This window comes from Vampirovibrionales bacterium (genome assembly GCA_016712355.1).
Taxonomy (GTDB): Bacteria; Cyanobacteriota; Vampirovibrionia; order Vampirovibrionales; family Vampirovibrionaceae; genus JADJRF01.
This window is the reverse complement of the sequence record JADJRF010000005.1, coordinates 929518-953812: the sequence shown is the minus strand read 5'-3', so window position 1 is coordinate 953812 and position 24295 is coordinate 929518. Positions and strand designations below refer to the sequence as shown.

Here is a 24295-nt window from a genome sequence, read left to right as displayed (position 1 = left end):
GCCGATGTCGTATGATGCAGCATCCTGTCGCCCCGTCCGCCGCCGTTTCAGAAGCGTCTGAAACTTCTTCTGACGCCAGCGCGTCTTCTCTTGCAACGCTGCGCATTTGCGTGGTGGGTCTGGGGTATGTCGGCCTGCCGACGGCCCTGCTGTTTGCGCGCAAGGGCTTTGCGGTTCAGGGCGTGGATATCGATCCCGCCGTGCGCGCGATGATTGAAACCGACGCCATCGCCGAACGTTATCCCGAGTTGGCGCCGTGGGCTCAGGCCGCGCGCGATCAAACCATGCTGCGCGGCGCGCCCGCCTTCACCATCGGGCAGACGCCTGAGCCTGCTGACGTGTTTATCATCACCGTGCCGACGCCGGTGCATCCAGAATCGCGACGCTGCGATTTACGGGCCGTGCGCGCTGCGGCCGAATCCATCGCGCCTGCGCTGCGCCCCGGCTGTCTGGTAATGCTGGAATCGACGGTTCCGCCGGGAACCACGCGCAACGTCGTGCGCCCCATTCTGGAGCGCTCCGGCCTGACGGCGGGCGAAACGTTTCATCTGTGCTTCTGCCCGGAGCGCATCCTGCCGGGCAATACCACGCACGAGCTGATTCATAATCATCGCGTACTGGGCGGTCTGACCCCCGCCTGCGCCGCCCGCGCGCAAGCCTTGTGGCAGGGCGTGATTGCGGGCGAGTTGTTTCTCACCGACGATATGAGCGCCGAATTCTGCAAACTGGCCGAAAATACCTACCGGGACGTCAACATCGCGCTGGCTAACGAGTTATCGCTGATCGCCGACGAATCGGGCGTCGATCTGAAGGCCCTGCTGCCAATCATCAACCAGCATCCGCGCGTCAACCTGCACACGCCGGGCATTGGCGTCGGCGGGCACTGTATTGCCGTCGATCCATGGTTTTTTGTAGAATCATCGCCCTGGAAAACCCGTCTGATTCGGGCTTCGCGCGAAGTCAACGATCAAATGCCCGCCTATTGCGGCGAAAAAATTGCCGCCGACGTGGCGGATCTCGATCATCCCGTCATTTGCGTCGCAGGACTGGCCTATAAGCCGGATGTGGCCGACCTGCGCGAGAGTCCGGCAGTGCGCATCGCCGATTGGCTCGACGAGCGGGGTTTGACGACGCGGCGCTACGATCCGCTGCTACCCCAATATCGCGACATGACGCTGGCGCAAGCTGCCGCTGGATGCGATTATCTGGCGATTTTAATTCCCCATGCGGCCTTGCGCGCCGATCTGGCGCTGAATCGCGGGGCGATTGCCGCAGCGATGCGCACGCCGCGCATCCGGTCGTTTTAATACGGCAGTTCGGGTCGATCGTCGCGCTCGGCGGGTAGCGGGTCGCTGACGTATAGACGCGCGCCTTCGCGCACCGTGATCGTGAGAAAACGCCCATCCGCGCTAAGCGACACGTCCAGACGCGGCGCAACGGCCACGTGGTCCTGATGAATCGATTCCACCGGCTCTGGCGACGGAGCGCCGCCGGGACGCAACGGTACGAGGCCCATCGCACGACCGCCCGCCGACAGGCTCAAGGCCGGCGCCGCCCCTGAAGCCGATTGCAGCCTGGCCAGATAAAAGCCGGGCGACAGGCGCCGCGTACTGTCGAGCGTCACCGGTCGCGGCAGACGCAGCAACATCCCGGCGGAAGCCGCATGCGCGCGCGGCCCGACATTGATGATTTTCTCTTCGCTGGGCGGCGGCGGTTCTTTTTTAAAGGGGCTGCGCCGCCAGAACGATTTCTTTTTGCCGGGAATCAGCCCGCCGGCGCCGCGCGTCGGCGAGGGGGCGGCGTTGGGCGTCATACGCTCGGCAGGGCTGGGGTCCGCGACATCCGCAGGCCAATCGCCGGTGTCGGCGGTATCGCTTTGGCTTTGGGCCCACAACGCGCCGTCGCCGCCCAGCGCCAGCAGCACCCCCAGCAAGAGGAGGCCATTCAAGATCCGGGCGCATCCGCCGAAGACGCTCTTGTTAAAGCGCATCAGGCGCCCGTTGCGAGGGTGCTGGAGGAAGTTGGTCATGAAGCTGCCATCCCGGTCGTTTCGTCTGAGCAAAGAATCGATTTTGCTGATGCTGGCCCGCGCGGTCTCGTATGGCATCAACGCGCTGATTATCGCCGTGATTCTGGGGCTGGCGGCGGGCGGCTGCTACATGCTGTATCTGGCGATCACCGCCTAACGGCGAATGGGGCTGATTTGGCCTATAATCAGTCTCGTGATAACAGTCGTGATATGAGTATTGTAAGCGGGATAAAGCGTTATGCTGGATATTAAATACATTCGCGAGCGTCCGGAAGAAGTCAACGCCGCGCTGAAACGGCGCGATCCGGGGCTCTCGGTCGACGCCGCGCTGGCGCTGGACGTACGGCGCCGCCAGTTACTGAGCGAAGAAGAAACCTGCCGCAGTCGCCGCAACGAGCTGACTAAAGCCATCGGGGAAGCCAAACGCCAGGGCGGCGACGCGGACGCCTTACAGGTCGAAACGCGCCAGCTCGCCGAACGCATCAAGGCGCTGGAGTCCGAAAAAGAGTCGCTGGCCGCCGAACAGGACGACTTGCTGCTAAATTTGCCGAACCTGCCCTCGCCTCAAGCGCCGGATGGGCGCAGCGAACCCGATAATGTCTGTTTACGGCAATGGGGCGAGGAGTTTAAAGCGCGGGTGCGTCCCGACGCGCTCGCCCACTGGGATATCGGCCCGAACCTGGGCGCGCTGGATTTTGAACGCGGCGTGAAGCTGGCGCAATCGCGCTTTTCCGTCTTGCGCGGCGACGGGGCCTGGCTGGCGCGCGCGCTGAAAGATCTCATGCTCGACCTGCACCGCGACGCGGGCTATGAGGAAATCAGCCCGCCGTATCTGGTGAATCGCGACACGATGATCGGCACCGGCCAGTTGCCGAAGTTCGAGGCCGATATGTTTGCCTGTCGCGACGACGCCCTGTTTCTGATTCCCACAGCCGAGGTGCCGCTGACGAATTTATATCGCGGCGAAGAGATCGCTGAAGCCGCTCTGCCTGTGAATTTAACCGCCTATACGCCGTGTTTTCGGCGCGAGGCGGGCAGCGCCGGCAAGGACACGCGCGGCCTGATCCGTCAGCATCAGTTTGACAAGGTGGAACTGGTGAAGCTGACGCATCCCGATCAATCGCAGGCCGAGCATGAGCGCCTGATCGCAGATGCCGAGCGCGTCCTCCAGACGCTGGAATTGCCGTACCGCGCCCTTGAGTTGTGTACGGGCGATATGGGCTTTTCGGCGGCGCGCTGCGTGGATCTGGAAGTCTGGATGCCGGGCCAGGGCCAGTATCGCGAGATTTCTAGCTGTAGCAACTGCTGGGATTTCCAGGCCCGGCGGGCCGGTTTGAAATATCGTCCAGCGGATGGCGGCAAACTGGCCTATGTCCATACCCTCAACGGCTCAGCGCTTGCCATTGGGCGAACGCTGATTGCGATTCTGGAGAATTATCAAATCAGCGATCAGGAGGTGGCGATTCCCGCCGCGCTCTTGCCATACTGGAGAGGAGCCGGAAAAACAATCAAGGGAGCCTCGTTGTGTCCAGCCTGAGCCCACTGTCCATCGCCGAAGATCTCGAAACCTTTCTGCGGATGGCCGTCGCGCAAAATATTTCGGACGTTCACTTGCGCTGCGGATATCCGCCGATGCTGCGCAAAGACGGCGAGATGATCAGCACCAAATTGCCGCCGATGGACGAAGACTCCATGACGGCCTTCGCCCAGCGCATTATTCCGCCCAAGGTGATGGATCGCGTGATGTCGCGCCGCGACTTCGATTTTGGCTACGATCTCGAAGACGTTGCGCGCTTTCGGGTCAACTTCTTCTTTGAATTAAATCGTCCGGGGCTTGTTTTGCGGGTCATTCCGCTCAAAATTCCTAAAATAGAAGAGATCGGCCTGCCGTCCATTATTACGCGTTTCACCGAGCACCACAAAGGGCTGGTGCTGCTGACCGGTCCCACCGGCGCGGGGAAATCCACCACGCTGGCGGCCCTGTTGAATCATATCAATGAGTCGACGGCCCGCCATATCATTACAATTGAGGATCCGGTTGAATACGTGTACCACAACATGCGCTCGGTCATTACCCAGCGCGAGATTGGCGTGGATACGGACTCGTTCCCCTCGGGTCTGAAGTATGCCCTGCGGCAAGATCCCGATGTCATCCTGATTGGGGAGATGCGCGATCGCGAGACGATCTCCTCTGCGCTGCACGCCGCAGAAACCGGTCACCTGGTATTCTCCACGCTGCACACGACCGACGCCGTGCAGACCATTAACCGGATTATCAACATTTACGAGCCCCACGAGCGCGAACCCGTGCGGCATCAACTGGCCGACGTCTTAATCGGGACGATTTCGCAGCGGCTGGTGCGTAAAAAAGAGGGCCGGGGCCGCGTCGCCGTGGCGGAAATCATGAGCGTGTCGCCTGCGGTCAAGGATTACATCAAGCGCGAAGAGCTGGGCGAAATTTACCAGATGCTGGCCGCCGGAGAATTCGACGATATGTGCAACCTGAACGGGTCGCTGTTCAAGGCCACGCGTAACGAGCTCATTGCTCAGGACGAAGCCCTGCGCATCTCCGACAACCCGTCGGAACTGCACCAGATGTTCCGTGGCGCCTACCACGGCTCAGGCGGCTAAAGCCAAGCGCTCTATCCGCCTAGGGGATTCTCACTCGGCTTTGCTGGCGCGTGACGGCGAGGCGAGGCTTTGCAATTGGCGTTTGAGGAACTCGCGGGCCTCGCGGTCCCAGACAAAGGCCAGATGCTTCTCGCCGCGATGCGCGTCGGCGCCCAGCGGCAGCGATGACGCGTCCCCGAGATCCACGGCGCCTTGCTGGGTTAAAATCCAGATGGGTTCGCGATCGGGCGCGCGCAGATAGAGCGGGCGCGGACGCACTTGCAGCTCGTCGAAGCCGAAGGTCATCGACAGGCCGCGCTTGACGTAATGCGCCTGCAACGCGTCGTAAACGGCGGGCATCGTCTCGCGCAGAGGCCCGCTCAGGCCGTAGGCGCGCAGGTCGACGAACTTGAAGATATCGTGTTTCATCAATCGCGTCGCCAATTGCCGCAACAGGGCGTCGTCAGCCTCCAGGCTCCAGCCGTGGATAGCGTCCCAGACGCCGTAATCGTCCAGACGCAGATACTGCGGCACGCTCAGGGCTTGCGGGTCATTCATGAGCTGATACAGCGATTGCGCGGGAGGTCCCACGGCGATATCGCGATCGCGCGCCCATCGAAAACGTTCCAGCGTCTTTTTAAGCGTGGCTTCTGAGGACTTGTCGAGCGAGTGCAGCGCCATTTTATAGGCTTCGTGGCGACCAAACAGATAATGTTCGACCGCCGGCAGGGCTTCTTCCCGTACGGCAAGCGTGGGCTGACCGCCGGGCGTCTGCGCCAGGGTCAGGTTGCCGATAATGCGCTGGCTCTCGATCTGGCCGTAGCGAACCCCCAAGAAGTGACTGTCGCGCAACAGATAGTCGAGCCGGTCCATGTCCAGCTGGCTGGAAATCAGCGAGGCGAGAAAGTGGGTGTGCGCGCCTTCGCCAGTCAGGCGAATGACGGCATCGGGCAACTGCGCGCCGTAGCGCTGCCAGATGACGCCCAGCTCGTCATCTTCCCGCAGAATTTTAGCGTTCCAGTAGTCGTCATGTCCCAATCCGCGCTCTTTCAGGCCCAGAATATCTTCTAATGTATGAGACAACGGGCCATGGCCAATATCATGGGTAAGAATGCCCAGCAATAGCAAACGTCCCAGCGCGATGTCCGTATCGGCGAAGGCGTTTTTCAGCAGATCGCGCGTCTCGGGCTCGCGCCGAAAATGCTGAAGCGTCAGTACCATCAGGTGAGTGGCGCCCAAGCTATGCACAAAGCGGTTATGCACCGCGTTGGGAAAGACAAATTCGGCCAGACCCATCTGCTTGAGTCGCCGCAAGCGCTGAAACGCCCGCGTGTTCATGACGTCTAACAACAAGCGATGGGTTTCGTCGTCGCGATCGAATTGGATAATCCCGTGAATGGGATCGGCCACCGACATCCAGCGGTTGGTCCGCATGGTGAGTCCTTTCAAGAAACATCCCGCCAAGGCGCCCGATACGGGCCGGGTATCGTTCTATCCTATCAAAACATCCTCTTTTTGTAGGTTCTGGCGTAGAAAATGGGCGGGCTACGATGAGAGGAACGCGAGGGCTCGCTCTCGCCCGCAGGCCCTTTTACCCTATCGCTGAGGAGATGCGCCGGTGACCCTTACTGACTGGACTGATTTCAAACGGATGAAGCTCACCAACAAAATTACCCTCTTTGTGACGGTGGGCCTGTTGGCGCTCAACCTTATCTCCTCTCTGGCCACCTGGTGGACGACCAGCAACGATATGAAAGAAGAGGCGAGCCAGGACCAGAACGTCTATCTGTCGATGATGGAAACGCTCGTGAGGCACGAAGGGGAGAAGGTTCAACTCACCAATGGCGCGCTGATGGCGGGGGAGTACAAAATCAACGGTCAACATGCGATCCCCGATGCGATTAACAAAATGACCGGCAGCGTCGCCTCAATCTTTATGAACGACGTTCGCATCTCCACCAGCGTGAAAAATGACAAGGGCGAGCGTGTCGTTGGCACTCACCAGGATCCCAAGGTCTACGCCAGCATGCAGAGGAATGAACCTTTTCGGGGCCTGGCCGACCTTAATGGAGTGCCTTACTACGGCGGTTATAATCCGCTGGTCGATGAGAATGGAAAGGTCGTCGGCTCGGTCGGTCTGGCCATCCCCAAATCGCGCTATGACCAGAGTATTGTCAGTCGCGTTTTGACCAATTGCGGCATCGTGTTTCTGGCGATGATCGCGATGCAACTGGCGATCAACTGGCTGATGGGCCGAGAGTTTCGCCAATTGCAACAGGTGCAGGACGCCATGGCCCGGCTGGCGCGCCAGGACACGTCGGTCGAAACCCCTGGCCTGACGCGTCAGGATGAGATCGGCGAGATGGCGCGCTCTGTGGAAGCGTTCCGCCAGGGCATGATTGAATCTGAACGCCGCGCCGAAGAGGGCCGACGCTTGCAGCAAGAAGTCGAGCGCCAGAAAGCTGAGGCCGACCGCCTCTCGCACGAAAAAGCGCAGCAGACCGAGCAGGAAAACGAACGCCGCGCCCATGTTCAGGCTAAAACCGAAGAACTGACGCGCGAGTTCGACCACGCCATGAATCAACTGCTGGCGACGCTGGGTCGCACGGCTGGCAATCTCAACGACGCCTCGCGCGCCCTGAATCAAACGGCGCAGGAAACCAGCGGTCAAACCGCCGTGGTCGCCTCCGCCACCGAAGAAACCTCCACCAGCGTACAACTGGTGGCCGGCGCGATTCAGCAGAACGAGGCGGCGGTCAACGAGATCAGCTCGCTGGTGCGCAATTGCACCACGATCGTGGGCTCTACGGTCCATGAAGCCGAAAGAACCAACGAAAAAATCATGAATCTGCAACAGGCCACCGGCCAGATCAGCTCGATTCTGCAACTCATTAGCAACATTGCCAACCAGACCAACCTGCTGGCCCTCAACGCGACGATCGAAGCCGCCAGCGCAGGCGAGGCCGGTCGCGGCTTTACCGTGGTCGCCAACGAGGTCAAATCGCTGGCAAGTCAGACTAAGAGCGCGGTTGAGGATATCGCCAAGCACATCCACGCCGTCCAGAACGAAACCGAAGCCTCGGTGCAGGCCATTGAGTCGATTCTGGGCTTTATTCGCAATATCAACTCGGTCACCGAGGGAATTGCGGCTGCGGTGGAAGAGCAAACGGCGACCAGTCGCGAAATCACCCGCAGCGTGGACGAAGCCGCCCGCGGCGCCAATGAAGTGGCCGCCAGCATCCAGAAAGTGGCGGTCGCCTCGGGGCAGACGCAGGAGGCGGCCGATCAGGTGTTTCAGACCGCTCAGGGCGTCAATGCCGAATCAGACAAGCTGCGTCGCAATATCGAGCAGTTCCTCGGCGACCTCAAGAGCGTTCAGGATGGCGGCGAGGCCCTCAGTACGCGCCGAGTCGCCGCAGGCGCTTTGCGTTAAGCCCCGCGCGTTCTAGTCGCTCCAGACATAAGTCGTTCCAGACCCGTTCGGCCCGGCGCCGGACGGGTCTGGCGTTTGGACGCGCGAGCGCTTTTGCCGGACGTCTGATGCAGGCGGCCGCCCGCGCGATTCCCGCCGGGGATTCTTAAGCTGGACTTTTTACGCTAGAATAAGAGGCAGGCTGGATAGGGAAGAAGCGCGTTCCTCGTGCGCGCGCGTGCGGGACTCATCAGCGCCAGTCTCTTTTCTGCGGCGAGTTGGATTCGCGTCGACTCTCATGATGATCTTCTGATGATTAAGTTTCTCAACGTCACCAAAAAATACGACAGCGTGACCGCGCTGCGTGACGTTAGCTTTGAAATCGACAACGGCGAGTTTGTCTTCTTCGTCGGCGCGTCCGGCGCCGGCAAGTCGACCATCATGAAGCTGATTTACCGGGAAGAAACCGTCACCAGCGGCATGGTGCTGGTGGGGCGCTTTGACGTATCAAAATTCAAGCCTCAGCAGGTGCCCAAGTTGCGCCGCCGTATGGGCATCGTGTTTCAGGATTTCAAACTCTTGCCGGGCCAGACATCGTTCGATAATGTCGCCTATGTCTTGCGCGCGCTGGGCGTTGCGCCTGCCGAAACGCGCAAACGCGTGCTGGGCGCGCTCAAGGTTGTCGGCCTGATTGACAAGGTGGACGCGCGGCCCGAAGAGCTTTCCGGCGGCGAGCAACAGCGCGTGGGCATTGCCCGGGCCATCGTCAACGGTCCTTCGCTGGTCATCGCCGACGAGCCGACGGGGAACCTCGACCCGGATACGTCGCTGGAGATTATGCACCTGCTGGATCAGATCAACAAACGCGGCACGACCATTCTGGTTTCGACCCATAACCAGACCATCGTCAACCAGATGCGCAAACGCGTGATTACGCTGTATGACGGCGAACTGGTGCGCGATGTCATTAGCGGGGCGTATCGCTGATGTCGAGCCTTGTGATGGATTCGATCGCCACCGAGTTGCGCATTGCCGGGCGCATTGTCCACGAAACCGTCGGCGGCATTCGCCGCAGCGGGTGGATGAACGTTGTCATCACGATTACGATGGCGGCCATTCTGGGGATTTTTGGCACGATTTTTGCCTTCCTGATTGAGACCCAGTTATTTTTCCAGAATATCGGCGCCGGATTCGAGATTTCGGTGTATCTCGCCGACAATGCGCGTCTGGACGACGTAAAGCCGAAAATCATGAGCGTCGGCCATGTCAAGAGTCTGGAGATTATTCCCAAAGAGCGCGCCTGGACGGATATGCGTAAAAACCTCAATGCGCCGGATATCGACAATCCGCTGCCGGATACGATCCATGTCCGAATGGACGGCAAAGAATATATTCCGGGCGCTGTGGAAAAAATCCAGCGCATTTCGGGCGTTCAGGAAGTGAATTACTCACGCGCGTTTCTTAAAAAGCTCGAAGATATTTCTAACGTCGTGTCGGGCGTCGGCTTCCTGCTGTCATTATTTTTAGGCGGGATGACGATGCTGGTTATCAGCAATACCATTCACCTCTTAATTGAGGCGCGCGCGAGAGAGATTGAGATTCTGCGCATGATGGGCGTGGGGAACTGGTATATTCGCCTGCCGTTTCTGTTTCAGGGGGCGATGTACGGGTTACTGGGCGCCATTATCGCCTATTTACCCTTATCGGCGGCGATTCATTATTTGCAAATGCTATTTGAGTCGTTTGATTTTTCCAGCAGCGGCTTCAGCCTGAGTTTCGTCTTTACGGTCCTGGCGCTGATGGGCGTACTTGTCGGCGCCGGCGGCGCGGCGAACTCGGTGCACAAATACCTTAAAATCTAGCCCGCTGAGCGCCGTGGCGGCATAGTGGGAACGTTGAGGGGAAGCGGCGAGAGCGATCCCAAACTAAAAAGATGGCTTTGTTTTGGAGGCTACGGTTTTTTAGTCGTATCCCCTCATGGGCGTTGTATAGGCTGCACAGGCCTGATTAAGGCATTTGAAAAACGTTAAAGCGCTGTATATAACAACATCTAAACGGAAAAGCACAGAGCATGATCTCAAATTTAGAAATCAAGACGAGCCCGCGATAAAACGATTTGTAACACCAGTGGATACCCTTGAAATTGATATTTTCCGATTATGCCTCACCATTTAGAGTGGAGGCGCTCCAGATGGACGAAAATTCGCCACTCCCCAAACCGCCGGGCTTAGAGCATATCGATGCGGATCCGCTCTATCTGTGGGAGCTGATCACTTATCGCGGCGGCCCGGACTATGAAGAGCCGGGTTGACATTTTCCGCCCGCACCGTCATTGATGCCGAGTTGGGCGAGGAGGCGATCCTGTTCGACTGGCGCGGCCACATGACCACGATTTACAGGCGAAACAAGCGCTTCCGCATCCGCCCGAATCAGGAAGGCAGGCCACGTCCCCGAGGCCTGCGACGGGCGAAAACCATAGGCGGTTCAGTCGCCGCATTAAGGCTGCGCCTACAGCGACTTGGACGTAGATCGTCATCCATCGAAGGCTATTAGTTCAAGCGCTTGAGCCTGTTTTGCCAGCATTTTATCGCTGGGCGCGCCTGGATAACGGGAGTTTCAATCCACATCCGCCTTGTGGGGCGGATGAAAGATGTCCTTATAGTTTTTCTGTTTTACGCCATCGTGTTTCAATCCGCATCCGCCTTGTGGGGCGGATGAAAGTTGGCGGGTATGCGCAGGAAATGCATGGCGGCAAAGTTTCAATCCGCATCCGCCTTGTGGGGCGGATGAAAGTCTGGTGTTGACGCGAGTAAAGACCTTATAACTGTTTCAATCCGCATCCGCCTTGTGGGGCGGATGAAAGGCTTTGACGATTTCGCCCTGGGCAATCATGCCAAAGTTTCAATCCGCATCCGCCTTGTGGGGCGGATGAAAGTGGCATCAATACCTGAGCTTGGCGTCAGTTTTGAGGTTTCAATCCGCATCCGCCTTGTGGGGCGGATGAAAGATTGCTGGCGGTAGTCAAACGGGCTGGGGCAAATGTTTCAATCCGCATCCGCCTTGTGGGGCGGATGAAAGTCACAAGGCGCCCGCTTGCTCCTGCAAGCGTCCATGTTTCAATCCGCATCCGCCTTGTGGGGCGGATGAAAGTGCGTCAGCAGCATGGACTCATGTCCGACGCGCTGTTTCAATCCGCATCCGCCTTGTGGGGCGGATGAAAGTCGATTCCTTTTAGAGTTCCACTCGTCTGAGTACGTTTCAATCCGCATCCGCCTTGTGGGGCGGATGAAAGGCCGCCAGTATGCAGCGCCAGCGGCAAGCGATCAATGTTTCAATCCGCATCCGCCTTGTGGGGCGGATGAAAGTGGGATCCTCTGTCTTCAATACACCGGCACCATGGGCCGTTTCAATCCGCATCCGCCTTGTGGGGCGGATGAAAGAGATCATCAGTGGCATCGTCTTCGTACCCGTTGGTTTCAATCCGCATCCGCCTTGTGGGGCGGATGAAAGAGAACCATACCCAGATCCAACACCAAATCCAGAAAGTTTCAATCCGCATCCGCCTTGTGGGGCGGATGAAAGTTTGCGCCAAACCGTCACAATGCGGGCGGGGGAGTTTCAATCCGCATCCGCCTTGTGGGGCGGATGAAAGCGTGTTCGCACCGCGCTGGGAGACGATCGCCGTGTTTCAATCCGCATCCGCCTTGTGGGGCGGATGAAAGTGTGGCCGCAATACTGAGGTAATTTTTTAAAACGTTTCAATCCGCATCCGCCTTGTGGGGCGGATGAAAGTATCACTTCCTGACCGCCTGCGGATGGAAAATGGTGTTTCAATCCGCATCCGCCTTGTGGGGCGGATGAAAGATGCCTACGGGGCGCAAGCCTCCAGCCCGGGCATAAAGGGTTTCAATCCGCATCCGCCTTGTGGGGCGGATGAAAGTTCGAATGCGTCTGCTCTGCCTGCGCCTGCGAAGTTTCAATCCGCATCCGCCTTGTGGGGCGGATGAAAGACTGGCATTGATAAGGGCTCCAGCTATTTGTCACAGTTTCAATCCGCATCCGCCTTGTGGGGCGGATGAAAGGGCTAATCAGGCCCCGTCCCTCCAAAAAGAGCATGTTTCAATCCGCATCCGCCTTGTGGGGCGGATGAAAGCCCTTGCCGGCCTCGCTTATATCCTGATGACACATAAGTTTCAATCCGCATCCGCCTTGTGGGGCGGATGAAAGAAATCATCATAAAGCAGAATGCTTTCTTCCAGTGTTTCAATCCGCATCCGCCTTGTGGGGCGGATGAAAGGGCATCTTGGTGATAAAATGATCGAGTATTCAGGAAGTTTCAATCCGCATCCGCCTTGTGGGGCGGATGAAAGGACGGCCCGGATGAGCTGGCCGCACTCCGGCTAAAGTTTCAATCCGCATCCGCCTTGTGGGGCGGATGAAAGCCAGTCCGTTCAACGATTGCGCCATATCATCGCTGTTTCAATCCGCATCCGCCTTGTGGGGCGGATGAAAGGCGTCAGCAGTTCATCGTCCAGCCAGTCCGCCATCGTTTCAATCCGCATCCGCCTTGTGGGGCGGATGAAAGGACCAGCGCCGAGACCGTCGCGGGCGGGCTCCAATGTTTCAATCCGCATCCGCCTTGTGGGGCGGATGAAAGCGGGATGTAACGTTGTCCGCATCGGCTTAAACATGTTTCAATCCGCATCCGCCTTGTGGGGCGGATGAAAGATCCAGTAATTTGAGAAGCAGGCCAGCCCTTTCGCCGTTTCAATCCGCATCCGCCTTGTGGGGCGGATGAAAGCTCAGACTATCCTTGGCAAAGTCTCGGATGCGCGTTTCAATCCGCATCCGCCTTGTGGGGCGGATGAAAGAGACTGTCCGCGCGTTTTTCGCTGCGGAACGTCAGTTTCAATCCGCATCCGCCTTGTGGGGCGGATGAAAGCACGGGCCAGCCGGGTCGAACTCAGCAAACAGCCGTTTCAATCCGCATCCGCCTTGTGGGGCGGATGAAAGGCCTTGCCTCGCATCGTCGCATCGGGGCTCAGGCCCAGTTTCAATCCGCATCCGCCTTGTGGGGCGGATGAAAGGCCCGTGGCTCTAAACGTGGTCATTGGGATGACCACGTTTCAATCCGCATCCGCCTTGTGGGGCGGATGAAAGCCATCTGGATATTGGCCCCCGCCGCAGGTGGCGCGTTTCAATCCGCATCCGCCTTGTGGGGCGGATGAAAGTGCGCCATTTCTGCGCGGAGCGTCTCCAGCGCGAGTTTCAATCCGCATCCGCCTTGTGGGGCGGATGAAAGCAGGATTTTAAGAGCTTCAATAAGTTGATTCGCAAGTTTCAATCCGCATCCGCCTTGTGGGGCGGATGAAAGCAACGTTTCAGGCGACCGGCAACATGGACTTGATGTTTCAATCCGCATCCGCCTTGTGGGGCGGATGAAAGTCCAAAGATAGACAGGCCGCCCATTGCGTATAGCCAGTTTCAATCCGCATCCGCCTTGTGGGGCGGATGAAAGGTCGTGCAATGGCTTATGGCACTGATGATGTCCAGTTTCAATCCGCATCCGCCTTGTGGGGCGGATGAAAGCCTAACGATTATATATCAGGTAGAGCGCTGATGTCAGGCCCCTCATGCGCGAACATGCATGAATACCATAGCGACATGAGGAATGTTCTACGGCATTAGAATGGTAAATTCGCTCTCTGTCCGAGATTTGAGACATCGCGAATAATTCTTCAACTTTCAAGCGCCCAGGGTTCGCGCATAGCCGCTCCCCTGGCTAACAGATTAACGGATCCTCAAAATTGATCGCCCGAACGTTTCCATGTTCTTTTACATGCAATTCAACAGGCTCGCTAAGCCGATAAATCCGTAAACTGTCCTGAGCATGATCAATCGTGTCCACAAGCTTTGCTTCAAGCGCTTCCAATTGCATTTGGCTGACCTGACACTCAAAAACCGACTTCTGTACGCGCTGGCCAGTCCGCTCGCAGAGTTTCGCCACGCGGCGCAGACGGCGGCGGCCTTCGGGCGACTCGGTAGAGACATCATACGTGATAATCACGAGCATGGTATCGGCTATCGCATTAAAAAAGGGATGTAAACGTCAATTTCGCCGCGCAAATGCCGCGCCAACAAGCGCGCCTGCAATTGCGGCAGCAATCCCAAGGGGATTTTCTCCAACAAGAGTGGATGCGTCACCTCTTCTTTTTTGCGCTCCTGATAGGCAATCAACAGGGTTTTTCGCGCGGCGGCCTCAAGCTGAACCGGGCCTCCCTCAAAAAAATCAAAATCGCTGGCCTTGATCTGCAAGCGGTTTACCAGCGTCAACGCGAGTCGATCGGCCAGAATCGGCCGAAACTCCTCCATCAAATCCAGCGCCAGCGCGGGTCGCCCCGGACGCACCGCATGCAGAAAGCCCAGTTGCGGATCCAGCCCGACTGTCTCTAGCGCTGAGCGGCATTCACTGGTCAGCAGCGCATACAAGAACGACAATAGCGCGTTAAACCGATCCAGCGGCGGACGGCGCGAGCGGCCCCGCATCGAGAACGCCTCGCGTATTTCGGCTCGCAATAATTGAGGCTGCGCGTCAAAATAACGACGGGCGGCGTCGCCCTCCAAGCCGCGAATCGCATCCAGAGTCGTTTGTTCTGGCAGTTTTTTCAGAATGCGTCCCAGTTCGCCCGCCGTCAATCGGCAAACGTCCGCAGACGCGGCCTCGTTGGCGTCGCGCGCACTTCGCAGCAACACATAGCGACAGTTGCGAATCTTGCCCGCAACGCAGGCGCGCGCGATGGCCAGCGTGACCGTTTCATCCTGTGCTTTGGCAAACTGCGCCTGACGCAACAGAATATTACCGCTGACAGGCCCCTCCAGACGGGCCTTGAAACGACCGTTGCGGTCCAGCAGCGTAACTGAGATGCCGGTTTCTGCACAGCGATTCAACGCTGCGGGCGACAGCATCACGTCGCCCAGACATATCAATGCGCCCACGTGATGCAAGGGGACTTGTAAGCGCTTTTCGCGATCGACGTCCACGCGCAGGGTGTCATTCTCCAGATGCACATAGGCATTGGGCTGCGTTACGTATAGGGTGTTCAGAAGCTGACGCATGGGCCGTCGCTGACCTCCTCTGGTTCAAATAACGCGGCGTGGAGCGTCGACGCCTGCCAGGAAGCGGCGGCGTTTAACGCACCGGGCTGACATAGCGGCTTCAGCGAGCATTCGTCGCACCGATGATCCCGAACCGGCGGCGGTAGCGCGCCGGAGGTAAGGACTTCCCGAATCGCGGCGAGGGTGGCGACGACATCCGCAATTAGCGTCCCGTCAATCGCCACCTCCTGCCGCCGATGCGTGGACGTGTGATAAATGGCGCCCGCTGTCACCGGACGGCCCGTCATTTCCGCCAGACACAGCGCCTGCGCCGCAAGCTGAATATAATCATGCCGCTTGCCGCGATGTTTGCCGTGTTTGTACTCCACCGGAAACAGTCGTCCATCCGGGTGCAATTCCACCAGATCAGCCTTGCCGACCAGCCCATAGCGATGCGAGTACAGCGGCATCGCCCGCAGCATGCGCGCGCCGCGCTCCCACTGCTCGCCCGGATCATCCACGCGTTGGTGCGCCAATTGCCCGCGCTGCGTGTGCAGATTGTCCAGAAACTCCTGTTCCAGATGAATCAGCGCATACTGGCGCGGGCAATAGCGATAGTGCTGCAACGCCGAAATGGCGACCGGATCGTCCGATTCAGCGAAGCTCATGGGTTTAGGCCCAGGCAGGTTGCGGGAAGGCGACTTTCTCGAGGAGTTCAACGCCGTGCGGGATCCGATCCCGCTGAATAGTCACCTCGTAATCGCCCACTTCACGCGAGGGTTTACTAGCGTCGCGCGGTTTAACAACGATAGCATCCAGCAATTGATGCGACGGCGCGTTGCCCAGGCGTGACTCATGCCGAAAGACGTACAGGCCGCGCGTGTTCATCTGTCCGCGCGCCGCCGAGTGGTCATGCTCAAACATATTTTGAAGCGCCTCCCAGAAAAGCGCGAGATCGTCGTCACTGAAGCCGGTTTGCTCAGCCAGCGCCGCCGAGATAAAACCATGCGCGCGATACAGGCCGTAGGGCACCGTGTGTTTACGTCCCATGGTGCGGTTATCGCCGTGCTGGCTTTCGGCTTCGCGTTCGGTCGTAACGGCCATACGCGTAATGGAATGCTCCAGAGAAACAATGGGATCCTGCGAGCGGGCGAACGTGAGTTGAATTGGCCCGCGCACCTGACCGCATTTTTCATCGCCGGTGGACATGACGGCGCCGAATGTGCGGACGTCAAAGAAGTTTTGGCACATCCACTGGCGCGCATCTTCAACGCTGGGCTTTGCCCCGCGCTCCTGCTCCAGACTCTCATACGCGCGCTTGTGCTGACGGTTTAAAACCGCTTTTTCTTTGACATAGATTTCATAGGGCGGTTGTTCGTTGCGCGTCAGCCCGACATAATTACGAACTTTTCGTTTGAGGCACACGTCGGTCACGAGCCCATGGCCGGTTTCAACGTCCACGCGCGGCAGGTTGGCGGCGTCTGGATCGCCGTTGGGATTGCCGTCCTTGACGTCAAATAACAGAACGAACTCATAGCGGTTTTGAATAGCATTCGTCATAAAGAAGACTCCTCTCTGATTGATTGCTTAAATTAGACGGAGACAGGTTCAGCCTGCGATTGCGAAGCCTCTGAGGATTTGCTGAAAAAGGCTTGGCGCTGATGATAGTAACCAATAGCGAAACGGCCTTGATCATGGAGGCTCAGCGTGGACGGGAAATCCGAAATATATTCCATAATTCGCGCCAGAAGCCGTTCAAAATTGACAACGCGCCCCCGGTTTTCCAGCTTCGCCAAATGGTGATTTTTCATGCGCATTAAAGGAGAAAAGGCGACAACCGGCGTGCTGCTCGCAGAACCATAGTAACGATCTCGAATTGTTGCGTTAATGCCGGGATGGGACTCCTCCTGAATTTTTTCCAGAACGGCGAATAACCGCCCCAGACAATAGCCGATGTTGTCATTGGTTTCATCAAGAGACACGGTAAGCTCCTTTTCGGTTGAATGGGCCTCAGAACGAATAAACCGGTTGACGCAGGCCTTGATCAAGGCCGCGCGCCAATAAGGAACATCTTGCTCTGCGCGCGTGCGCGTCAGGGCTTCCTGCAAAAAGACGAGCGGATACGGCGCCCCGCTAAAGACCGCGCGCGTCATATCCGCCGCATGATTAGGCGCAACATGGTCGAGTTTGCCTTGAACGGCAACGCTGCGAATTAATGAATTAAGCGGTAGAAAATCCGACATTTTCGGGCCGTGGCAAATTTTAATATCGTTAAAATGTTCTTTGAGACGCTCAACCAGCCCAGAAACCGTCGTCACTTCCCAAAAGCGAATGGAGATGCGCGAAGCGTTTGGCGCCAGACCCAGGACGTAAAAACGAGTTGCGTCGTCTTCGTCGACAGAAAGCGAACCGCGCCATGGGCTGCTGTAAAGCGCCCGGATTGCCTCACTATTTCGCGTCGGGTCGTCTTTATTTTCTACAAATAAGTCGAAGAGAAAATCTTCTATCGGCTCCTGTTTTTCTGCCCAGAAGACCATCGTCATATCAGCGACCTGAAGCTTGTGACGTGAGCCTTTTTGCAGGAGATAATTCAACGCCGTCGTATAGGCAAAGGCGACCGATTGACTCACGGGAGCATTGTCGCCCGACTCCTTTCCGTAAGATCGAGCGGCTGCAAAATTAAACGATACGATAAAACAGCCACTGATCTGCCCTCCTGCAACCCCTTTAATTGCCGGATGCAACAATGCCAACGGGGCGGGCTTGCCTGAAATTAAACAAATCGAGCGTTCAGATTTTTCAGATAAATCCTGCGTCTTTTCGCGGACTCTCGCCTGAATGGCGGCGTCTTCCGCAATCGGTCGGTAGTCGCTGTCAAGCTGAAAGGTTAGATTTCCTTTTGACTTCACGACTTCGCGCCACAGCGGATGCGATAAAATCGCGTCAAACGATTGCTTCTCTAAAAAACGCCCGAGGGCCCCTAATCCCGTATGCGTCTGACGCATGTCCGAAAAACATTCTTCAAACCGCGCTAAAAAGGCCCGATGACACAGGTTCGCCTTTTCCTGATCGGATGGTTTTTCGGCGTATGCCAATACGTACTTGGGATTATCCCATAATAAATTAGCCCGAACGCCGGACGTACGGCCACAGTCCTTCGGGACAAGGTAGCGTTTGGCGCGCAGATTGCGACCGATGCCCTCTCGCACATCCTGAAGATCCCGAAAATTCCCCTCGGCGTCCAACAGAATCAAAAACGGTATTTCTTTGCGCTCAAAGCCTTCCGGCGCAATGCCTGACTCCGGGTCGGCGGCCAGCCGCTGATAATACTCATATAACGCATGCAAAATCATCCGCGCACCTCCTCGCTTTCCCACGCCGGAACCTTAATTACGCCCTGAACCATTTGGGCGTTAAAAAACCGGGGCGGACGCTGTGGATGGCTGAAATCCATGTCATACAGCATCAGCCCAAAATCGCGACTTTCTGAAATCGGCGCCTCTTGCGCCGGGTCGTCCGGGTCCGCCCATGCCACACACGCGGAAAATTCCCGACAGCCCAAATAGGGCTGATTAAATGTCTGCCCCTGTTTGGCGCGTCGCTCAAACATCGCGTAGTATTTACCGGGCCCGTCTTCGGCGCCCGGCTGACCGGGGACGACTTCCAGTGTGGCATACAAGCGGTAAGCGACATCGCGCAGAAAGCGCCCGGCGCGCTGCTGACGGTCCTCTTCGATGTATATCCCCAGCGTTCCAGTACCCGATTTCATCGCAGATTTGACGTTGCCATACGGCACGACAGAAGCCACTTCGTTGCGACGAACCGAGATCCAGCGAATGGGCCTGAGAACGTCTATTTTCTGAATGCGCCAGCGAATCGAGGGCTTCCAGAACACCGCCTCAAAAATGGCGCGCGCAGCAGACGGCGTAATCACGTCATACGACAGGCGTTCAGTCTTGAGCTCTGGGCGTGTAAAACAAGCGTAATCGCCCGTCACCGTCAGGCAAAAGGGTTTCATATCAGCCTCCATATTTCCGTGTTGAGAAATACACCTATAGAAAGAGAAGAGAAAACCACTGGCAAAATCTTTTTAAAAGTTGAAAAACTCCCAGAAAAATTGCGCTTCGATCCCGTCTTAATTCGTCAGGGAAGGGCTACTGGCTTGAAAAATCGCCGTAGACCTGAAAGCAAAATTGATACATCCCGGACTCCCTCCACCGTTTAGAAAAGCGGCTCCCCTTCTGATAGTTCAAAAGGGGATACTCGTTTCAACCGCTCAAAAAATGTTTCAATCCTCGATAAATCGAATGACATAACGTTCTGAACGGGTAGAGCATAGCATTTTTCCAAGGAGACATCAACTGCTCACAAAATGAAATTAGTTATCTGGCTTTATGTCATATAGTGCTCTGGCTTTGCCATATAAGCTTCTTCTGACATTAACAAGCCAAGATCTCCATCGTAGAGAGCCTCATGAAGAGCAAAAATACCGGGATGAATCTCCTGGACGTCTTGTTGATGCAGCAGCGCGTTCAGTTGATGTTTGTAAATAGTGACGCCGTAACGTTGCGCCGCGCGCAGGCGTTGGCGACTGGGGCCTAATTGCTTCAAAGTCTCGATAAGCTCGGCTCCCCTCCCATAGGGCACAAGCACAGACGCTGTTTTTGTATCGTCAATGATCTTGAAGTTGCGCGCGGCGCGACGGAAGGCGAATGTCAAATCCGGGCGACGCAAGTCATATACAATCTGTTTCGAGTCGAAATCATTAACCTGCGCAAACCAATGCCGGAAGTAATGGGGAAACATCGCCAAGCCCAGCGGATCCTCGTCCACCGGCTGCTGTAAAGCGGCAACGGCTGCCTGACGCGCTTTTCGAAGCAAGCCTTCGATCGGCTCTGACGGCGCATTAAACACGATTACGCGCCCCATCCCGTCCTGCCTGCCCTCGCGATTACAGCGTCCCGCCGCCTGCGCAATCGAATCCAGCCCGGCCATGGCGCGGTACACCACCGGAAAATCGAGATCCACGCCCGCCTCCACCAGTTGCGTGCTGATGACGCGAATGGGCGCATTGTCCGCCAGCGCTTGGCGAATACGGGCAATAACCTCGCTGCGGTGCTCGCCGCACATAAGCGCCGATAGAGGCACGCTGTCCGGCGGCATCAGGCGGAACAACTCCCGGCAGTCGCGCCGACGGCTGACAACGCACAACGCCTGGCGGTGCTGCGCCAGTTCCTCTGCCAGCTCATCCCACGCGCGCGGCGTGGCGAAATCCGGCGGCAATTCGACGCGCACGCGTTTGAGCTGGCGATACAACGCGGGAGGGTCCGGCGCTAATTCACGAATGGCGTCAAACCCCTTCAGCTCACGCGCGTCAATGCCCGCCTGCTGCAAATCGTCTTGACGAAATGCCGGTTGCGTGGCGGTAGAAAATACGATTGAGACGCCATAGGCGTGCGTCAGCTCACGCAGCGTTTCGAGCACGGGTTTGAGGAATTCCAGCGGCAGGAGTTGGGCCTCATCCAGCACAACCACGCTGCGGGCAATGTTATGCAGCTTGCGAAGTCGACTGGTGCGGGCGGCGAACAACGATTCAAAGAACTGAACGGTCGTTGTGACGATAATCGGCGCGTCCCAGTTTTCGCAGGCCGTGCGGCTCTGAGCGGTTTCCTGATCGGGCTCAAAGTTGCTGTGATGTTCAATGAGGTTGGCCTCGCCAAACGCCTCTTTAAAAACGGCCGCGGTCTGCTCAATAATGCTGGTATAGGGAATCACGTAAATAATGCGCCGCTGCCCGCTGGCGAGCGCGTGGCGCAATGCAAAAGCCATCGAGGCCAGCGTCTTGCCGCCGCCGGTCGGAACCGTCAGGGAAAACAGGCCGGGAGGCAGCCCGGCATTTTGAATGCAGGCTTGCAGGACATCGGCGCGAATGCGATTAACAGCGCTTGGCTTGGCTTGCGCGGCCAAGCGTTCCATGTACGTGTCGAGCGACGCCAGCAAGGCCTCGAGTGGGGGATAGGCTCCGCGCACGTTGGCGGCGTCGGGGCGCTGGAAGCGTTCGGTATCCAGAAAATCCGCATCCACCAGGCACGAGAATAACATTCGCACCCAGAGCGAGGCGCTCAGCTCGGAAGACACGGCGCCCCCGCCGGGCGGACGGGAGACGGGGAACGAACCCGCCGACCGGCGTTCGAGGGGGATATGGGACAAGACATCGTCATACAGCGCGCGTTTTTTATCGCTTTGGAGACGATCCCTCAGGGATTTCTCGCCAAACCAGTCGACCAGGCCCGTATGATGACACGCGATCAGCCACGCCAGCAGTCGCGCGCTTCCCGCATAGCCGGGCCCCATGGTTTCAACATGTCGAATGGCATGGAGGGCGCCCACGGTCGCATGGTCTACGCGCCGCAGTTTGGCATCGTCCTCAACATGCGCCTGCATCGCCTCGCGACGCTCCGCAGGCAGCGTGACGGCATGTATGTAACGCTGAAAATCCGGGTTGTATTTGCCCAGATCGTGCCAGCGTCCCGCAAGCCTTGCCCAGTCAGCGTTGCCGAACACGTCTGCGTATTGCGCCGCCAGGTCGCCAACGGCGTCGAGATGTTCGGCCAGCGTGTGAAATAGAGGATCTTCGTCGAGGTTGTCGGGATTATCAAATCGAATATGCGCAACAGCGGGGTTCGGCTCCTGTGTATCCGCCATGCATCGCCTCCCTCCATGGTTGGTGTCTCCACTCTAGTTGGAAAAGCGCCTAGAAGAAGCGGCATATGTTCGGATTTTCAATCCACGGGCGCCCCAAACTAATCGCGCGATAGACTGAGGGGGGAATCTCCTACTGTTGAGCAATCCCCGTTTCTGGGCTCCGATTACGCCCTTGTCGGACGAATTAGCGGGATACTAAATAGATCTTACCCTTGGCGTCGCGAAAGGTGAGTCTTAGCGTGGGATTTTGCCCTACCGGGATCAGGGTGTTGACGGTAAAGGACTCGCCGCTGTTAAGGATCCCCATCGGCAAGACCTCAACCGCCTCCAATGACGCCGTTACCCTGAGCCTTGGCATAATCCAAACGCGGACAATAGCGATCCCCTGCTGATGCGTTCACGGCGTCGATTCGCCGCCCGTCTGGCAAAATCCCCTCTAGAAACCCGCTTGTAGAGTGGTGGGCGGTACTGGACTCGAACCAGTGGCCTCCACAATGTCAATGTGATGCGCTACCAACTGCGCCAACCGCCCACGCCACTGTCACGGATTCTGCTTCTATTCCACCAAAAACGCCGGAAAAGTCAAATCCCGCGCAAGGCGCTCACGAGGCCGACGTCGACGACGAGCGCGCGTCCGCGCCGCAGGGATACCACTTCTCCGCCCAGACGGCCATCGGCAGCAGGGCGCGCGCCAGCTCGCGGCCTTTGTCACTCAGGCTGTACTCCACCCGTGGCGGAATCGTCGCGAAAGGACGCCGTGCTACCAGCCCATAACGCTCCAGATGCTTTAATCGGGCCGACAGCGTTCGCGGCGAAATACCTCCAGCAAGGGTTTCCAGCTCGACAAAGCGCTGGCGGCCTTCTTCGTGCAGGCGATGCAGAATCTGAATACAGTATTTATCGCCCACCAGCGCCATCACCCGATCCATCGGCGCGGCCAGCCCGTAAATCTCCTCGTGAACAAGGCGATTCAGGTTTTCTGCCACGGTCTGGTAAGCGTCAGACAATTACAGGCCCTTTCGATATCCGCTTTACTAGATATAGTAAAGGCTCTTTCAGGAAATTTCAAGGGTGTCGCCGATAGGCCCTCGAAGGCATCGGCGTCAGGGCGCCTACCTGAACAGACTCCCTTCAAGACGAAAGCCCCCGAGCGCAGGGCGTCGCGCCATCGCCTATATGACGATGACCGCGGATCGCGTCCGTCGAGGGCTTTATCAGGCGTTTATTGACAAAAGCGCTGTCGCTAGCTGATTCGTCGTCGCGCGGGAGCGCCAAAGCGGTTGATGCCGCGATTGCGGATAGCGGACTCCCAGGGGCGCAGCATATCGTGAGAAAACGCCTGCCAATCGCCTGCTTTTCGGGCGTCTCCCTTATACGGATCCCACAGCCGGATGGGATCATCGAGCCCATGGAGTTCGTACTCAAAGCCCTGGCGCTGGAGTTCCTGGAAACCCGCGAGCACGTCGCGCTCCGAACAGCCAAAAAAGCCGCTCAGATCCAGAATACTGGGCAATACGACGTCATCGGCCTTCGGCGCCATCAAAAACAGCAGCAGCCGACGGCAATACGACGCCACCTGTAACGGTAATTCTCCCAACGCATGAAATTTCACCGGCGGCATTTTATCCAGCGCGGCCATGCGTTGCGTTTTCGCGTCCTGACATACGGTAGTTGCGACCATGTGGAATCACCTCTTTCGCGTAACATTCAGCCGTGCGCGCTGAACTCGCTGCAACTTTGCCAACGGAACTCGCCATTCCTGCAAAAGCGACCTTGCGACAGCTTCCCTTGTCCTGATTTAAAACGTCTGGAGAGACGGTTTTTGGATAATTCCCTCGTTCTAAGCCTATTATAAACCTTGACGCCAACGTCAGAAATACCCATTGAGCGCGTTTCGACATTGTCCGAAAGTCTAGTGCCCTTGCCCGCCGCAAGAGCGACCCCGAGTGACGCCCCCGAGCGACAACAGGGACGTTAGGATACGGAGGGGGATAGAAGCGCTGTCAAAATGCCATACGGGCGATAGCGCCTCTTGCGCGGATTCCCCCTTTTTTCCGCGGCGCGGCCTATAATACAATTTGCACAGACCCCGACCACAAAGGATGCAGCCATGGCCGATGATCAGGCGGTAAGCCTCCTGCAAGAGGAGCGCGCGCAAGACTTTAACCGCTACGTCGAGGCAAAGGGCGGCAGCGTCGATCTGAGCGGCGCCCAGCTCAAAGGCTTTGACCTGCGTCGATGCAGGCTCGAACGCGCCAATTTGACGAACGCCTACCTGCGATCGGCTGACTTGCGCGCACTGGATTTGAGTCAGGCCAAGCTCGACGGCGCGAGCATCAAAGAAGCGCGCATCAGCGGCGTGCTGTTTCCGCGCGATCTGTCGGCCCACGAGATTCGCCTGAGCGTCCTCTACGGAACCCGGCTGCGACAGGGACTGTAACAAG

19 protein-coding genes, 1 tRNA gene and 1 CRISPR repeat array are annotated in these 24295 nt (G+C 57.7%); of the genes, 8 read left to right on the top strand and 12 right to left on the bottom strand.

Annotated elements, in window-relative coordinates; all coding sequences use genetic code 11:
* The first annotated feature begins 11 nt into the window (after window positions 1-11).
* Entirely contained in the window at window positions 12-1307 is a 1296-nt protein-coding gene (locus tag IPK79_05730) for a nucleotide sugar dehydrogenase (protein MBK8189933.1), read from the top strand.
* Here the strand turns inward: IPK79_05730 and IPK79_05725 are convergent.
* Window positions 1304-2029 carry a hypothetical protein gene (locus tag IPK79_05725; GenBank protein ID MBK8189932.1) on the bottom strand — a complete coding sequence of 242 codons (726 nt, stop codon included), beginning with the start codon at window positions 2027-2029 and terminating at the stop codon, window positions 1304-1306. The two genes, IPK79_05730 and IPK79_05725, sit on opposite strands and share 4 nt — an antisense overlap.
* Here IPK79_05725 and IPK79_05720 point away from each other — a divergent pair.
* From IPK79_05720 to IPK79_05710, 3 genes are all read left to right on the top strand, one after another.
* On the top strand, window positions 2028-2186 hold the full coding sequence (locus IPK79_05720) for a hypothetical protein (GenBank protein MBK8189931.1): 159 nt from the start codon (window positions 2028-2030) through the stop codon (window positions 2184-2186). The two genes, IPK79_05725 and IPK79_05720, sit on opposite strands and share 2 nt — an antisense overlap.
* Window positions 2187-2267: 81 nt before the next feature.
* The gene (gene serS, locus IPK79_05715; GenBank protein MBK8189930.1) at window positions 2268-3566 is read left to right on the top strand and encodes a serine--tRNA ligase; all 1299 of its coding nucleotides are present in this window, start codon (window positions 2268-2270) and stop codon (window positions 3564-3566) included.
* Window positions 3554-4660: a PilT/PilU family type 4a pilus ATPase gene (locus IPK79_05710; GenBank protein ID MBK8189929.1), complete on the top strand. Its 1107-nt coding sequence runs from the start codon at window positions 3554-3556 to the stop codon at window positions 4658-4660. The genes serS and IPK79_05710 overlap by 13 nt, the downstream gene beginning before the upstream one ends.
* A gap of 30 nt (window positions 4661-4690) precedes the next feature.
* Here the strand turns inward: IPK79_05710 and IPK79_05705 are convergent, their stop codons facing one another.
* Complete coding sequence (locus IPK79_05705) at window positions 4691-6073, bottom strand: hypothetical protein (GenBank protein MBK8189928.1); 1383 nt, start codon at window positions 6071-6073, stop codon at window positions 4691-4693.
* Between the two features lie 184 nt (window positions 6074-6257).
* Here IPK79_05705 and IPK79_05700 point away from each other — a divergent pair, with 184 nt between their 5' ends.
* The 3 genes from IPK79_05700 to IPK79_05690 all read left to right on the top strand — a co-directional run bounded on the left by IPK79_05700 (window position 6258) and on the right by IPK79_05690 (window position 9913).
* Window positions 6258-8072: a cache domain-containing protein gene (locus IPK79_05700; GenBank protein MBK8189927.1), complete on the top strand. Its 1815-nt coding sequence runs from the start codon at window positions 6258-6260 to the stop codon at window positions 8070-8072.
* Between the two features lie 291 nt (window positions 8073-8363).
* On the top strand, window positions 8364-9038 hold the full coding sequence (gene ftsE / locus IPK79_05695) for a cell division ATP-binding protein FtsE (protein ID MBK8189926.1): 675 nt from the start codon (window positions 8364-8366) through the stop codon (window positions 9036-9038).
* A complete protein-coding gene (locus IPK79_05690; GenBank protein MBK8189925.1) occupies window positions 9038-9913 on the top strand; it encodes an ABC transporter permease in 876 nt (291 codons plus the stop codon). Before ftsE ends, IPK79_05690 begins: the two co-directional genes overlap by 1 nt.
* Window positions 9914-10664: 751 nt before the next feature.
* Window positions 10665-13640: a CRISPR direct-repeat array (repeat unit 37 nt; unit sequence GTTTCAATCCGCATCCGCCTTGTGGGGCGGATGAAAG).
* Between the two features lie 193 nt (window positions 13641-13833).
* On the opposite strand, the gene cas2 is transcribed toward IPK79_05690, so the two are convergent.
* The 10 genes from cas2 to IPK79_05640 all read right to left on the bottom strand — a co-directional run bounded on the left by cas2 (window position 13834) and on the right by IPK79_05640 (window position 23532).
* The gene (gene cas2, locus IPK79_05685) at window positions 13834-14124 is read right to left on the bottom strand and encodes a CRISPR-associated endonuclease Cas2 (GenBank protein MBK8189924.1); all 291 of its coding nucleotides are present in this window, start codon (window positions 14122-14124) and stop codon (window positions 13834-13836) included.
* An 8-nt stretch (window positions 14125-14132) separates the two neighbouring features.
* A complete protein-coding gene (cas1c, locus tag IPK79_05680; protein ID MBK8189923.1) occupies window positions 14133-15167 on the bottom strand; it encodes a type I-C CRISPR-associated endonuclease Cas1 in 1035 nt (344 codons plus the stop codon).
* On the bottom strand, window positions 15152-15814 hold the full coding sequence (cas4, locus tag IPK79_05675) for a CRISPR-associated protein Cas4 (GenBank protein ID MBK8189922.1): 663 nt from the start codon (window positions 15812-15814) through the stop codon (window positions 15152-15154). The genes cas1c and cas4 overlap by 16 nt, the downstream gene beginning before the upstream one ends.
* A 4-nt stretch (window positions 15815-15818) precedes the next feature.
* On the bottom strand, window positions 15819-16706 hold the full coding sequence (gene cas7c / locus IPK79_05670) for a type I-C CRISPR-associated protein Cas7/Csd2 (protein MBK8189921.1): 888 nt from the start codon (window positions 16704-16706) through the stop codon (window positions 15819-15821).
* A 32-nt stretch (window positions 16707-16738) separates the two neighbouring features.
* Complete coding sequence (gene cas8c / locus IPK79_05665) at window positions 16739-18499, bottom strand: type I-C CRISPR-associated protein Cas8c/Csd1 (GenBank protein ID MBK8189920.1); 1761 nt, start codon at window positions 18497-18499, stop codon at window positions 16739-16741.
* The gene (gene cas5c / locus IPK79_05660; protein ID MBK8189919.1) at window positions 18496-19164 is read right to left on the bottom strand and encodes a type I-C CRISPR-associated protein Cas5; all 669 of its coding nucleotides are present in this window, start codon (window positions 19162-19164) and stop codon (window positions 18496-18498) included. Before cas5c ends, cas8c begins: the two co-directional genes overlap by 4 nt.
* Before the next feature lie 374 nt (window positions 19165-19538).
* Window positions 19539-21851: a CRISPR-associated endonuclease Cas3'' gene (locus tag IPK79_05655; GenBank protein MBK8189918.1), complete on the bottom strand. Its 2313-nt coding sequence runs from the start codon at window positions 21849-21851 to the stop codon at window positions 19539-19541.
* Between the two features lie 456 nt (window positions 21852-22307).
* Window positions 22308-22383: transfer RNA gene (locus tag IPK79_05650), tRNA-Val, on the bottom strand.
* 70 nt (window positions 22384-22453) lie between these two features.
* On the bottom strand, window positions 22454-22858 hold the full coding sequence (locus IPK79_05645) for a helix-turn-helix transcriptional regulator (protein ID MBK8189917.1): 405 nt from the start codon (window positions 22856-22858) through the stop codon (window positions 22454-22456).
* A gap of 236 nt (window positions 22859-23094) precedes the next feature.
* Entirely contained in the window at window positions 23095-23532 is a 438-nt protein-coding gene (locus IPK79_05640) for a hypothetical protein (protein ID MBK8189916.1), read from the bottom strand.
* 429 nt (window positions 23533-23961) lie between these two features.
* Here IPK79_05640 and IPK79_05635 point away from each other — a divergent pair, with 429 nt between their 5' ends.
* Window positions 23962-24291: a pentapeptide repeat-containing protein gene (locus IPK79_05635; protein MBK8189915.1), complete on the top strand. Its 330-nt coding sequence runs from the start codon at window positions 23962-23964 to the stop codon at window positions 24289-24291.
* The last annotated feature ends 4 nt before the right edge of the window (window positions 24292-24295 follow it).

Excerpts from the sequence above, each read along its gene's own strand:
- IPK79_05725 (MBK8189932.1), bottom strand. The coding sequence starts at position 2,029 with ATGACCAACTTCCTCCAGCACCCTCGCAACGGGCGCCTGATGCGCTTT.
- IPK79_05690 (MBK8189925.1), top strand. The coding sequence starts at position 9,038 with ATGTCGAGCCTTGTGATGGATTCGATCGCCACCGAGTTGCGCATTGCC.
- ftsE (MBK8189926.1), top strand. The coding sequence starts at position 8,364 with ATGATTAAGTTTCTCAACGTCACCAAAAAATACGACAGCGTGACCGCG.
- IPK79_05655 (MBK8189918.1), bottom strand. The coding sequence starts at position 21,851 with ATGGCGGATACACAGGAGCCGAACCCCGCTGTTGCGCATATTCGATTT.
- cas8c (MBK8189920.1), bottom strand. The coding sequence starts at position 18,499 with ATGATTTTGCATGCGTTATATGAGTATTATCAGCGGCTGGCCGCCGAC.
- serS (MBK8189930.1), top strand. The coding sequence starts at position 2,268 with ATGCTGGATATTAAATACATTCGCGAGCGTCCGGAAGAAGTCAACGCC.
- cas2 (MBK8189924.1), bottom strand. The coding sequence starts at position 14,124 with ATGCTCGTGATTATCACGTATGATGTCTCTACCGAGTCGCCCGAAGGC.
- IPK79_05640 (MBK8189916.1), bottom strand. The coding sequence starts at position 23,532 with ATGGTCGCAACTACCGTATGTCAGGACGCGAAAACGCAACGCATGGCC.
- cas1c (MBK8189923.1), bottom strand. The coding sequence starts at position 15,167 with ATGCGTCAGCTTCTGAACACCCTATACGTAACGCAGCCCAATGCCTAT.
- cas7c (MBK8189921.1), bottom strand. The coding sequence starts at position 16,706 with ATGACGAATGCTATTCAAAACCGCTATGAGTTCGTTCTGTTATTTGAC.
- cas5c (MBK8189919.1), bottom strand. The coding sequence starts at position 19,164 with ATGAAACCCTTTTGCCTGACGGTGACGGGCGATTACGCTTGTTTTACA.
- IPK79_05635 (MBK8189915.1), top strand. The coding sequence starts at position 23,962 with ATGGCCGATGATCAGGCGGTAAGCCTCCTGCAAGAGGAGCGCGCGCAA.
- IPK79_05720 (MBK8189931.1), top strand. The coding sequence starts at position 2,028 with ATGAAGCTGCCATCCCGGTCGTTTCGTCTGAGCAAAGAATCGATTTTG.
- IPK79_05705 (MBK8189928.1), bottom strand. The coding sequence starts at position 6,073 with ATGCGGACCAACCGCTGGATGTCGGTGGCCGATCCCATTCACGGGATT.
- cas4 (MBK8189922.1), bottom strand. The coding sequence starts at position 15,814 with ATGAGCTTCGCTGAATCGGACGATCCGGTCGCCATTTCGGCGTTGCAG.
- IPK79_05730 (MBK8189933.1), top strand. The coding sequence starts at position 12 with ATGATGCAGCATCCTGTCGCCCCGTCCGCCGCCGTTTCAGAAGCGTCT.